Below are 12,938 nucleotides of genomic sequence, written 5' to 3' on the forward strand. Positions count from 1 at the left end.
TTGATACTAAACTAATTTCAAAAGCTGTGCCAAAATATTTATTTCTATAGTTCTCAGTGTTTTACTAACAACTTATAATTGCGTAATTTTGTTTTATAATCGTACTGTTTATTTATGAGTCAACAATTAAAATACGCTGTTTTTGGATCTGGAAGTTGGGCAACTGCAATTGTAAAAATGCTTTGCGAAAACTTAGACGAAGTAGGCTGGTATATGCGTAGCGTTTATACTAAAGAACACTTACTAAAAGAACAACACAATCCTGCATATTTAAGCTCTGTAGAGTTTCACTTAGAACAACTAAAACTAAGTAACGATATTAACGAAATGGCTGAGTATGCCGATGTACTTATTTTTGTAGTACCATCTGCCTTTATCCATTCCGAATTACAAAAGCTTACCGTAGACATTACCAACAAAACAGTTGTCTCTGCAGTAAAAGGTATTATACCAGAAACCGGAAAATTATTAGGCGAACATTTTCATGATAATTACAATATCCCTTTCGAGAATATTGGCGTTATCGCAGGACCATGTCATGCCGAAGAGGTTGCTTTAGAGCGTTTATCGTACCTAACAATATCATGTGCCGATCAAGACAAAGCGCAATCAATTGCAGATATGTTATCGAGCGATTACATAAAAACAAAAATTAGCGACGACGTTATTGGTACAGAGTACGCCGTAATGCTTAAAAACATTTACGCTATTGCAGCAGGTATTGCACACGGCTTAGGCTATGGAGACAATTTCCAAAGTGTTTTAATGAGTAATGCTATTCGCGAAATGAAGCGTTTCATCAAAAAAATGCACAAAATGAAACGTAACATCAATAACTCTGCTTATTTAGGCGATTTATTAGTTACCGGATACTCTACATTTTCCAGAAACCGCATGTTTGGCAACATGATTGGTAAAGGTTACACCGTAAAATCTGCACAAATGGAAATGAGCATGGTAGCCGAAGGTTATTACGCCACAAAAAGTGCACATTTACTAAACAAGAAAAATAAAAAGAAAACACGTTTACCAATAGTAGATGCTGTTTACGATGTGTTATACGAAGGTAAGGATGCTAAAAAAGTATTTAAAAAACTAACCGATAAATTAGACTAATTAAATCCCTTTGAAAAAAGGGATTTCTTTGTTTTTGGCGTTACCTAAAGGTCGGGCTTTACACTATATCTTTTTTATCGTGCCTCAAAAAAAGGATGCCGTTTCAATCCCTAACGCGAGCGAAACTGTAACAAACATGTTATATCGTTATCCTTATTAAAAGCCATTACTTAACGCTTACATAAGAAACGTAATTATCATGAAACTTAAAGCAATCCTATTATTCCTTATAGTAACCACTTTTAGCTGTAAATCTAACACAGAAAAGCAAGTAGACACCTTTAAAGAAATCACCAAGCTTGTCGATATTTATGCCAACCAAACCTTAGAGAAAAACAATATTAACTCCTTAGCGTTTGCTATTTATAAAGACGGAAAAGTCTATAAAAATTATTATGGTGAAATTGATAAAGGAGCCAACAACACTCCAGACGATAATACTTTATACGAAATAGCATCTATAACCAAAGTATTTGCAGGATCCTTAGCTGCTAAAGCAGTTTTAGAAAACAAGATTACTCTTAACGACGATATTAGAAAATACGTAAAAGGAGACTACGCTAATTTAGAATTTGAAGGCACACCAATAACCATTAAAAATCTGCTTACACACACCATAGGCTTAAAAAACAAAACACCAAAAAGACTTCAAGAAGTAACAGATAGTGTAAACAACGGTTATTTTGAAAACAAGCCATTTACCTACACCATTAAACATTTACTAGAAGAACTTAAAACCGTAACTATAAATAAAAAACCAGGAACTGTTTATGCGTACAACTCTGTTGGACCAGAATTAGTGGCTTATATTTTAGAACAAGTTTACCAAAAACCTTATCATCTTTTACTACAAAATTTTCTAGATGAATTAAACATGAAGAACACCTATTTATTAGGTTCTAATTTTGATGACAGCCGAGTAGCAAACAGTTATAAAAATGGCAAATTAGCACCATTAGATAAAAACCCTTTACTTGGCGGAGCTGCTGGAATGATTACAACACTTCCTGATTTAATTACATTTATGAAATTTCAACTAGAAAGCGATAATCCTATAGTAAAAGAATCTGTTAAACAGCTTTTTGAAGACAATGACGACAATCTTGTTGGTTACCTATGGGAAGGCTTAGGTGTTGGTGAAGAAGAAGGTTTTTACTACTCTAAAACAGGAACATCAAGTGGTGTACAAAGCGGACTTTTGTTATGTCCTGATAGTGATTACGGATTAATTTTAATTATGAATAGCAATTCTGATGCAGCCTTAAATAATTGGCAAAATTTATTTTACGGTACAGAAAACGAACTCATTAAATACCCTAAATTAAACAGTGCTGCCTTTCTAGAAAATACATTATTGCATGATACCGATAATGGCATTAAAAACTTAAGGCAACAGATTAAAGATACCCCTAATTATTATACAAATAATGATAATCTAAATGCCATAGCATACCAACTTCTTAATAATAAAAAAACCGAAGAGGCTCTAAAAATATTCAATCTACAATTAGAGTTGTTTCCAAATCATTTTAATTCTTATGATAGCTTGGGTGAATTCTATTTTACAACTAAAGATTACGATAAAGCCTTATTTAATTATAAAAAATCTTTAGAATTTAATCCGGAAAATGAAAACGCAAAAATATTTATTCAAAAAATAGAAGAAATTACCGCTAAATAAATAATCTACTTTACTAAAACACCACGTGCTTCCATTAAAGGAAGCTCTTGTAAAGCTTGAAGATTAACAGTGTTTTTTCTAAAGGTATATGTTTTGTCGAACATCTTATTATCCTGAAAGAAAGTGACCTTAAATTGATTATTAAGTGCAAATAAATCTTCTTGCATCAATTCTATTTTAGCGTAACTTTTTTTAGGAAGCAAATCTACTTTCTTTCTAAAAATAGAAGTCATTTTTTTTTCTGAATAACCACTAGTTACTATTAACACCATTTCTAAATCAACATCTTTATCGTTAATTATATAAGCGTTCCAATCTTGAGTTTTATAAATATCGTTGTACTCGTTTACAATTGCAACGTAAACGCCTTCAACTTTTGGAATGTCAATGTCTTTTTTCATATTGCAAAAATAGTAAACTATTCAAAATAAGAATTAGAATAGTTACTTGTAATTATTCCTTTTAAATTATAAACCACTAAATGATTAAAAAGTTCTTCTTCTGGATATGTTTCGAATAAATTATTCTTCTTAAAAATCAGTTTATCAATTCGTAAAAAATAAATACTAACTATCAATTCTAAATTAACGGCTTCTTTAATATCGCCAGCTTCTTGAGCCTGTTTAAGTAAATTGTAAACAATATTATTACTTAGTTCTTCAACAAAATTATTAAAAACAGTACTTGCTTTAGGATAGTATTTTTCTAACCCAAAAAGAAAAGAGGGTTTAAAGTATTTTAAATACTCAAACCCTCTCTGGTAAATTAATATAACACACAAAATAGGATTTTTACCATTGCTATTAACAATCCCATTTATATCTTCTTTATACTCGTTTAATAAATTTTCAACGCTAGCCGCAACTAGATCTTCTTTATTATCAAAAAACGTATAAATTGTTTTTTTAGAAATCCCAAGCGAACCTGCTATATCGTCTAAAGTTACATGCTTACTTCCGCATTGCGTAAACTTTGCAATAGAGCACTTTAACAATTCGGCTTTGGTTATCATCTTAGTTTATTTTATCTCCATCCACCACCAAGTGCTTCATATAAATCTACAATAGAAACCAATTGTTGTAATTTGCTATCAATTATATTAAGCTCTGCACTTAATGCGCTTTGTCTTGCTGTTAATAAATCTAAGTAGTTAGCATATCCGTTTTTAAGTAAAATATCAGAGTTGCTTTCAGCTTGACGTAAAGCTTCAACTTCATTCTTTCTAAATTCGAATTTTTTAGTTTCAGATTCATAAGAAAATAAAGCATTAGACACTTCGATTCCAGCAATTAACAACGTCTTTTTAAACTGAAGTAAAGACTGTTCTTGTTGTGCAATAGCTACCTCTTTTTGTGTTTTTAAAGCACGTTTATTAAATAACGGCTGCGTTAAGCCACCAACTATATTTGCGAATAAAGAGTTTGCACTAAACAGTTTGTCTATCTCTAAACTCTGTAATCCTCCCGAAGCTGTTAATTTTAAAGATGGATATAAGTTACTTTTAGCAACGTTAGTTAACTCAAAAGATTGAATTAAATTATACTCTGCCGCCATAACATCTGGCCTATTACTAAGTAATGTTGCCGCTACCCCTAGCTTAAGATCTTCCTCTATTTTCTGAATATCTAAACTACTTCTTTCAAAATGTTGAGCAGATTTACCTAACAAAATACTAAGTGTATTTTCAGTTTTAAAAATAGCAGTTTCAATATCTACCTCTAATGCTTTTGCACTATTAAATTGTGCCACATTTTGATCTACAGCAACCTGTGTTACTTGTCCAGCATCCTTTAAAGCTTTAATAGTTTCTACACTACTTTCTCTGGTTGCAATGGTTTGCTTTGTTATTTCTAATTGCGCATCTAAAGCCAATAAACTGTAATACGTATTAGCAATACTTGAGATTAGTTGCGTTTTTACGGCTTGATGTCCTGCGACACTTTGTAAATAAGCTGCTTGAGTTGCTCTTTTATTACTACGAATTTTTCCCCAAATATCTGCTTCCCAAGATAGGTTTGCTGTTACATCAAACTGATCTGTAGAAGTATCACTTAAAAACGCTCCAAATTGAGTGTTTTTAGACAGTTCTTGGTGTGTCCAGTTTGTACCAACACTTACAGATGGTAAGTAACCTGCTTTGCCTTGTTTAGCATAAGCCTCTGCTGCTACCATTTGCTGTATTGCAATACGAACATCCATGTTATTTTGCAGACCTTCTTCTATATATTGTTGAAGATACTGGTCTGTAAATAAGTTTTTCCAAGATACATCTGCAATAGATACGCTGTCAGTTGGCAGGTTATCTGTTCTATAAAGTGTATCTTCAATTGGTAACTCTGGTCTTACATAATCTTGTGCAACAAAACAACTTTGTAATGTTAACGCAACAACCAAAATTAGTGCTCCTTTACTAAAATTTCTATGTTTTATAATTGGTTTCATATTCTTATGCTTCAATAGTTTGTACTGCTGGTTTACTAGACATTTTTTCTTGTAACCACTGAAATAATATAAACAGGATAGGAATAACGAATACTCCCAAAATGGTTCCTATAAGCAATCCTCCCACTGCACCTGTACCAATAGATCTATTTCCTTCGGAACCTACACCTTTAGCTAATACCAATGGCATTAAACCTAGAATAAAGGCAAATGAAGTCATCAATATTGGACGTAAACGTGACTTTGCTCCATCTATAGCAGCCTCGACAATGCTTTCTCCTTTTCGTCGTTTCTGCAATGCTATTTCCACAATAAGTATGGCATTCTTGGCTAATAAACCAATAAGCATAATTAGAGAGATTTGGAAATAAATGTTGTTTTCTAATCCTAAAAACTTAGTACTTATATAAGCCCCAAAGACTCCAAACGGTAATGATAAGATTACTGCAAATGGTAATAAGTAACTTTCATACTGCGCACTTAATAAGAAATACACAAATAGAATACTTAATCCAAAAATGAAGATAGTTTGGTTACCTGCACTTACTTCTTCTCTTGTTAAACCAGAATAAGCAACCGTATAATTATTAGGTAATTTTGCAACTTCCTCTTCAATAACTCTAATAGCATCACCTGTACTAAACCCATCGTTTGTAGCACCAGTTATAGATGTAGAATTAAATAAGTTAAAACGTGTTACCGATTGTGGACCATATACACGCTCTAATTTTACGAACTGTGTAATTGGCGTCATCTCACCAGAATCTGTACGAACGTACATGCTATTTAAATCGTCTACATCTGCTCTGTCATCTGGTAAAGCTTGAATATATACTCTAAATTGTTTCCCGAATCGAGAGAAATCTGAAGCGTAAATTCCACCAATATAACCTTGTAAAGTTGAGAAAATACTGTTAATAGGTACTCCTTTTTCTTTTGCTAATGGTACATTAACTTCCATTTCGTATTGTGGATAGTTTGTACTAAAAGATGATTGTGCATATTTTACTTCTGGATGCGACATTAAAGCCATTGCGAAATCTTTATTCGCTTGATCTAAATCTTTAAACTCGCCACCAAATTTATCTAATAAATTCACCTCGAAACCAGCTGAGTTACCAAAACCACGAATACTTGGTGGTGAAAAGAAGATAATATTTGCTTCTTTTATACCTGCGGCAACACCAAATAACTTACCAGTAATTGATTGTACAGAGGTTGCAACATCTTCACGATCTGCCCAATCTGCAAGTTTTATAATACCAAAACCATAGTTACTACCAGTACCATTAATTAAACTTCTACCTTTAATAAAGTTTACTGCAACAATACCATCGATATCTTTTATTTTGCCATATAAATCTCTAGAAACAGCATCTGTTCTATCTAAAGATGACCCTTCTGGTAATGCTATGTTTGCAAAAATAATTCCTCTATCTTCATTTGGTACAAATCCTGTAGGTGTTGTACTAGATGCCCAGTAAATTCCAGCAAAAGCTAAAATTAATAATAAAGGAGAAATCCATTTTACTTTGTATAAAAAATGAAGTGATTTTCCGTAACGCTCTATTGTTGCATTAAATCCGCGATTAAAAAGTTTATAAAAACGCTTTAATGGACTCTTACCTTTTAACTCTTCGTCATCTTTATGAGGCTTTAATAATAACGCACATAATGCCGGGCTTAAAGTCAATGCATTTACTGCTGAAATTAAAATAGCAATAATTAAAGTGACACCAAATTGCTCGTAGAATACACCTGTAGGTCCTGTTACAAACGTTACCGGAATAAATACCGCTGCCATTACTAAAGTAATAGATATAATAGCTCCAGATATTTCATTCATGGCAGTAAGTGTCGCCTTTTTAGGATCCTTTTCGCCTTCATCTAATTTAGCATGTACGGCTTCTACAACCACAATAGCATCATCCACCACAATACCAATGGCGAGGACTAACGCAAATAGCGTCAACAGGTTAATTGAGTATCCAAAAACATTTAAGAAAAAGAACGTACCAATAATAGAAACCGGAACCGCAATTGCCGGAATTAAAGTAGATCTAAAATCTTGCAAAAAGAGGAATACCACTAAGAATACTAATAAGAAGGCTTCTAACAACGTACTAATTACCTTTTCTATAGAGGCATTTAAAAACAAACTTGTATCGTAAGGCACAAAAACATCTAATCCTTCTGGAAGGTCTTTTTTAACCGACTCTAAAGTCACTTTAATGTTTTCAATAATTTCTCTTGCATTAGATCCTTTGGTTTGGAAAATACCCATAAAAACCGCTGGATTACCCATACTCATGGCGTTAGCAGCATAAGACTGTGCATCTAATTCTATAGTTGCTACATCGTTTAGACGTAGAAACTCTCCATTTCCTAAAGCTTTAATAACAATATCTGCATATTGCTGCTCATGTTTAAAACGACCACTATATGTTAATGTATATGAAAATGCTTCACCATTATTCTGACCTAAAGAACCTGCAGCTGCTTCCAAGTTTTGCTCAGCTAAAGCTGCTGTAATATCTGAAGGTATTAAACCATAGGTTGCTAATTTTTCTGGTTTTAACCAAATACGCATCGCATAATCTTGTTGAGAGAATAAACTAACATCTCCAACACCACTAATACGTTGCATTGCAGGTACTACGTTTATTTTTAAGTAATTCTGAATAAAAGTAGCATCGTAACTCTCATTTTCAGAATACATAGAAATAAACATTAAAGCACTTGTTTCTTGCTTTTGTGTTATTACTCCTGTCTGAAGCACCTCTTGAGGCAATAATGCACTTGCTCTTGATACACGGTTTTGAACGTTAACCGCTGCAATATCTGCATCTACATCTTGATCAAAATAAACTGTGATTTCTGCTGTACCTGTATTAGATGCTGTAGAAGTGATATAACTCATCCCTTCAACACCATTAATTTGTTCCTCTATAGGAATAATTACACTCTCTAAAACAGTTTCTGCATTGGCTCCAGCATAAGATGCTGTTACCTTAATGGTTGGCGGTGCAATATCTGGATACTCTTCTATGGGTAGACTTGATATACTAATAAAACCAAGTACAACTATGATAATAGAAATTACCGTTGAAAGAACGGGTCTTTCAATAAATGTTTTTAACATGACTAATATTTTTGTTAGTTACTAGTTTTTAAATAATACAGCTACAGGCTTAATAGCCTCCTCAAAAGGTGTGTCTTTTGGAGCAATAGCCATTCCTGTTCTTAATTTTCCTACTCCAGATACAATAAGTTTATCACCTACCTTAAGTCCAGATTCTACAACATATAAGTTCCCAACAGTACCTTGTACTTTTATAATAGTCGCTTTTGCTTTATTCTCTTTATCAACAGTAAAAACCATAATATCTTTTTGTTGTTCGAACGTTGCAGATTGTGGTACTACAATAGCATCTTTATATTCTATTGGCAATCTAATTTTACCACTGTTTCCATTGGTTAAAATTTCGTTTGGATTATCAAAAGCAGCTCTAATTTTTATAGTTCCAGTACTTTCGTTAATTTGACCTGTACTTGTTTGAATACGTCCAGTTTCAGAATATACTTTCCCATTAGCTAATACCAAGCTAACATCTGGTGAGTTTTTAATACGTTCGGCTTTGTTTTGTCCTTCGTACCTTTGTAAGTGATCTATGTATTGCGCTTCGTTAAAACTGAAAAAAGCATATACTTCACTAATATCACTAACAGTAGTTAATGGATTGCTATCGTTAGGGCTAATTAAAGCACCTTCTCTAAAATTAATAGCACCAACATAACCATCTACAGGACTTTTAATAGTAGCATAACCAATATTAGCAGAAACACCACTTAAGTTTGCTTTCGCTTGTGCTAGATTAGCTTTCGCTGTCTCTAATTGCACACCACTAATAATGTTTTTTTCTACTAAAGGAATCAATTTATCTACCTCAACCTGTGCTACATTAACACGTGCTCTTGCAGCTCCGGCGTCTTGACTTAACGATTGTGTTTCTAATTTAAATAAAGTTTGTCCTTTACGTACTTTTTGACCTTCGTCTACTAATACGTTTTGAATGTACCCAGAAACCTTAGCTCTTACGTCACTATTTACAACGCCTTCTATATTTGTTGGGTATTCTTGGTAGCCTGTTACCGTTTTTGTTTGCATACTTACTACAGGAAAAGATGCTGGAGGTGCTGCTGCTGGTGCAGCTGTTTGTTTTTCACTGTTACCACAACTTAAAACGACTAAGAATATGCTTAGTGATAATAATGTATATAATTTATTGCTTTTCATTTTTAATTGTATTTAAAGGTCGAATTTATTGTCTATTATTTTTGTTCTTAATTCTTCAATTGAAGAGGATGCTCCATCTATATATTTGATATAATCTTCATGAAAAACTAGATCAAACTTATCTTCTTCATTCTCGATTTTATTATTATTAATGGCTTCTTTATAATCTTTAATTTCTTCATGTATTTTACGCTCTTCTTTCCAGTGATCCACCATTTTATCAATATGCTGAATAATGATGTCTTTTTTAATTACAAAATATTTTTTGCGATCTCCTGTCTTTGTGAAATACTGAATTTTATTTAAGTCCTGTAAATGATTTAAATGCGTTGAAATAGTACTTTTACTTGCACAAAGAATACTTACCATATCTTCGAAAGTTGCTCCTTTTTTACCTGTAAGTATTATATAAGATAATATACGAGCAGCAACAGGAGCCAATTGCTCTCTGTTTTCCAAATGCACTCCTAGTTTTTCGACCAAGCCCATTTTTTCTTTACAAACGTCATCTTTCATTCTAAAAAAATTATCACTGCTTTTAGAATAAGATATTCCTAACACAGTAAATTCTTGGCAAAAATATTAAAGGTTCGGAACAAACCGAACCAAACGAAGTTAAAAGATTGTTAAATAAAAAAAGCCCGAAGGCTTTCTTTAAATTATAACATAAAACAGACTATACTTATGATTCTTTACTAGAACCTATACGAAGTATAATATAGCCGATTATAGCTGAAATAAAAGACCCAATAAGTATCCCTATTTTAGCTGAATCAATAAATTCTGGTGTGGAAGCAAATGCCAAACTACCTATAAATATGGCCATTGTAAAACCAATACCGGCTAAAAAAGCAACTCCTATAATTTGTTTGAAACTAATATCACTAGGCACTTCTATCCATTTTAATTTTTGAGCAATAAATACTATAAGGGTAATCCCAATACCTTTTCCTAAAATTAAACATACGATGATGTTAATGACTAAGGCAATATCTAGATTTTCGGAACCTGATATTAAAACACCTGCATTTGCAAGCGCAAAAATAGGAATGATAAAATATGCCACCCAACCATGTAAATTATGCTCTAAGTGTTGCAATGGTGACTGAAATTTAGCCGACCAGTCGTTTAAATTGTCTACATGCTCAATTTGCTCATGCGAAAGAATGGGCTTTTTAAGAACACTCGCGGCCTTAATATTACTGTATACGTTCTCTAATTCTACTAAGAATTTAGAAGTCTCAATTTTTTGTCTAATAGGCACCGAAAAAGCTAATAATATACCAGCTATAGTTGGATGAATACCGGATTTTAAGAATAGAAACCAAATAATAATTCCGAAGATGAACATTATAAACTTTGAATAAATTCCTTTATAAGACAAGAAATATAAAACAGCAAGCAAAACTAACGCAATTAACAGTAATGTAATATTAATACTCCCACTGTAGAAAATAGCGATTACTAAAACGGCTCCTATATCATCTACAATAGCAAATGCAGTTAGAAATATTTTAAGACTTAAAGGCACTCGTTTACCAAGGACATTTAAAATGGCTAAAGAAAAGGCAATATCTGTTGCCATTGGGATTCCCCAACCTTGTGCAGTATCAGGGTTTTGATTTAAAACTAAAAAGAAAATTACAGGTACTAACATACCTCCTAAAGCACCAACCAACGGAAAGGCAATTTTTTTTGGTGTATTCAATTCGCCAATTAATAACTCTCGCTTTATCTCCAACCCAATAAGGAAGAAGAATATAGCCATTAAGCCATCGTTAATCCATAAAATTAAAGGCTTCTTAAACTCAAAAGTTTCTGTTACAATTCCTAAATCGTATTGCCAAAGTTCTCTATAACTATCTCCATAAGGAGAATTTGCCCAAACCAATGCTAGAATGGTAGCTAACATAAGTAGAATGCCACTAAAACTTTCAATTTTTACAAATTTTTGGAATGGTGTAAGGAAAACTCTTTTAAGCATATAAATGGTATTTTTTCAAAATTAGGTTAACTTCAAATATAGGGATTCACGCAGAAAATAGAAGAACCGAATATTGACTTTAAAGAATATTTAACATTGAAAAACAACTAATTACGATTTTTTACAACTTAAATAGCGCCAAGAGTATCACATGTTATTTACAAGAGAATACACCTAAATATTTAAACTATTTCAAGAAAAAAATTAACAAAAAAAAGCCGACTGTTGTTTACAGTCGGCCTTTAAAATATATTTTATTGTAATTTATAGTGCGCTTTTAAATTGCTCTAAAAATCTAACATCATTTTCGCTTAATAATCTAATATCTCCAATTTGGTGTAATAACATGGCAATACGATCTATACCAACACCAAAGGCAAAGCCTGAATATTCGTTAGCATCTATTCCACAATTTGTTAATACGTTTGGATCTACCATACCACAACCTCCAATTTCTAACCAACCCGTTCCTTTTGTGATTTTATAATCGGTTTCAGTCTCTAGTCCCCAATACACATCTATCTCGGCACTTGGCTCTGTAAATGGAAAGTATGATGGACGTAATCTTATTTTAGATTTTCCAAAAAGCTCTGTTGTAAAGTATTGTAATGTTTGCTTTAAGTCTGCAAAACTTACATCCTTATCTATATATAATCCTTCTAACTGGTGGAAAAAGCAGTGTGAACGTGCAGATATTGCTTCGTTTCTATATACTCTTCCAGGAGAAATGGTTCTAATAGGTGGTTGATTGTTTTCCATATAACGCACTTGCACAGAACTTGTGTGCGTACGTAAAAGGATATCTGGATCTGTTTGAATAAAAAACGTATCCTGCATGTCTCTTGCCGGATGGTATTCTGGCAAGTTTAATGCTGTAAAGTTATGCCAATCGTCTTCTATTTCTGGACCTTCGCTTACGTTAAATCCAATACGAGAAAAGATATCTATAATATCGTTTTTTACAATAGAAATAGGATGTCTTGCTCCAAGTGATACTGGTTCTCCTGGACGCGATAAATCTCCAGATGCACTAACGTCTTCGGTTGCACCTTCTAACTCTTCTTTTAAAGTGTTAACTTTATCTTGAGCGGTATTTTTAAGTTGGTTAATTACTTGACCAAATTCTTTTTTGTGCTCGTTTGCAACATTTTTAAACTCAGCAAAATAATCGTTAAGTAAACCTTTTTTACCTAAATACTTTATTCTAAAAGTTTCTACCTCTTCTTTCGATTGGGCTTTAAAACTTTCTGCTTCTGCAATGAGTTCTTTTATCTTATCTATCATGATATCGTTTAAATAGATGGCAAATTTAATTAAAAATATCGTGATTTCGAGAAGGAAACAACGAAGTAATCTTTAAAAGATCAAGAGATTGTTATAACAAATAGAAAAGGTTTGTTTTACAATGGCTTAATCTA

The 12,938-nt window shown here is 32.6% G+C and carries 10 protein-coding genes; 2 read left to right on the top strand and 8 right to left on the bottom strand.

All coding sequences use genetic code 11. The features are described 5' to 3' along the window. Nucleotides 1-114 precede the first annotated feature (114 nt). Together Q0935_RS04275 and Q0935_RS04280 are read left to right on the top strand one after the other, a co-directional pair. Nucleotides 115-1,116 (top strand): NAD(P)H-dependent glycerol-3-phosphate dehydrogenase, encoded by a 1,002-nt coding sequence (locus Q0935_RS04275; RefSeq protein ID WP_299249193.1) that lies wholly within the window; start codon nt 115-117, stop codon nt 1,114-1,116. Between the two features lie 199 nt (nt 1,117-1,315). Beyond that, nucleotides 1,316-2,797 carry a serine hydrolase gene (locus tag Q0935_RS04280; RefSeq protein ID WP_299382665.1) on the top strand — a complete coding sequence of 494 codons (1,482 nt, stop codon included), beginning with the start codon at nt 1,316-1,318 and terminating at the stop codon, nt 2,795-2,797. A gap of 5 nt (nt 2,798-2,802) precedes the next feature. On the opposite strand, the gene Q0935_RS04285 is transcribed toward Q0935_RS04280, so the two are convergent. The 8 genes from Q0935_RS04285 to pheS form a co-directional block, all read right to left on the bottom strand. Beyond that, complete coding sequence (locus tag Q0935_RS04285; RefSeq protein ID WP_299382668.1) at nt 2,803-3,198, bottom strand: hypothetical protein; 396 nt, start codon at nt 3,196-3,198, stop codon at nt 2,803-2,805. Nucleotides 3,199-3,215: 17 nt separating this feature from the next. Next, nucleotides 3,216-3,809: a TetR/AcrR family transcriptional regulator gene (locus Q0935_RS04290; protein WP_299382670.1), complete on the bottom strand. Its 594-nt coding sequence runs from the start codon at nt 3,807-3,809 to the stop codon at nt 3,216-3,218. Between the two features lie 11 nt (nt 3,810-3,820). Beyond that, entirely contained in the window at nt 3,821-5,239 is a 1,419-nt protein-coding gene (locus tag Q0935_RS04295; protein WP_299382672.1) for an efflux transporter outer membrane subunit, read from the bottom strand. Between the two features lie 4 nt (nt 5,240-5,243). Then, a complete protein-coding gene (locus Q0935_RS04300) occupies nt 5,244-8,381 on the bottom strand; it encodes an efflux RND transporter permease subunit (RefSeq protein WP_299382674.1) in 3,138 nt (1,045 codons plus the stop codon). A gap of 21 nt (nt 8,382-8,402) precedes the next feature. Continuing rightward, entirely contained in the window at nt 8,403-9,536 is a 1,134-nt protein-coding gene (locus Q0935_RS04305) for an efflux RND transporter periplasmic adaptor subunit (RefSeq protein ID WP_299382676.1), read from the bottom strand. Nucleotides 9,537-9,548: 12 nt separating this feature from the next. Next, nucleotides 9,549-10,052 (bottom strand): GbsR/MarR family transcriptional regulator, encoded by a 504-nt coding sequence (locus tag Q0935_RS04310; RefSeq protein ID WP_055436102.1) that lies wholly within the window; start codon nt 10,050-10,052, stop codon nt 9,549-9,551. Nucleotides 10,053-10,218: 166 nt separating this feature from the next. Then, entirely contained in the window at nt 10,219-11,520 is a 1,302-nt protein-coding gene (nhaA, locus tag Q0935_RS04315; protein WP_299382679.1) for a Na+/H+ antiporter NhaA, read from the bottom strand. Between the two features lie 264 nt (nt 11,521-11,784). Next, nucleotides 11,785-12,804 carry a phenylalanine--tRNA ligase subunit alpha gene (gene pheS, locus Q0935_RS04320; RefSeq protein ID WP_299382682.1) on the bottom strand — a complete coding sequence of 340 codons (1,020 nt, stop codon included), beginning with the start codon at nt 12,802-12,804 and terminating at the stop codon, nt 11,785-11,787. Between the last annotated feature and the right edge of the window lie 134 nt (nt 12,805-12,938).

This window comes from uncultured Lacinutrix sp. (genome assembly GCF_947500605.1).
Classification (GTDB): Bacteria; Bacteroidota; Bacteroidia; order Flavobacteriales; family Flavobacteriaceae; genus Lacinutrix.

Coding starts and splice junctions, on each gene's coding strand:
- Q0935_RS04275 (WP_299249193.1), top strand. CDS start 115: ATGAGTCAACAATTAAAATACGCTGTTTTTGGATCTGGAAGTTGGGCA.
- Q0935_RS04280 (WP_299382665.1), top strand. CDS start 1,316: ATGAAACTTAAAGCAATCCTATTATTCCTTATAGTAACCACTTTTAGC.
- Q0935_RS04285 (WP_299382668.1), bottom strand. CDS start 3,198: ATGAAAAAAGACATTGACATTCCAAAAGTTGAAGGCGTTTACGTTGCA.
- Q0935_RS04290 (WP_299382670.1), bottom strand. CDS start 3,809: ATGATAACCAAAGCCGAATTGTTAAAGTGCTCTATTGCAAAGTTTACG.
- Q0935_RS04295 (WP_299382672.1), bottom strand. CDS start 5,239: ATGAAACCAATTATAAAACATAGAAATTTTAGTAAAGGAGCACTAATT.
- Q0935_RS04300 (WP_299382674.1), bottom strand. CDS start 8,381: ATGTTAAAAACATTTATTGAAAGACCCGTTCTTTCAACGGTAATTTCT.
- Q0935_RS04305 (WP_299382676.1), bottom strand. CDS start 9,536: ATGAAAAGCAATAAATTATATACATTATTATCACTAAGCATATTCTTA.
- Q0935_RS04310 (WP_055436102.1), bottom strand. CDS start 10,052: ATGAAAGATGACGTTTGTAAAGAAAAAATGGGCTTGGTCGAAAAACTA.
- nhaA (WP_299382679.1), bottom strand. CDS start 11,520: ATGCTTAAAAGAGTTTTCCTTACACCATTCCAAAAATTTGTAAAAATT.
- pheS (WP_299382682.1), bottom strand. CDS start 12,804: ATGATAGATAAGATAAAAGAACTCATTGCAGAAGCAGAAAGTTTTAAA.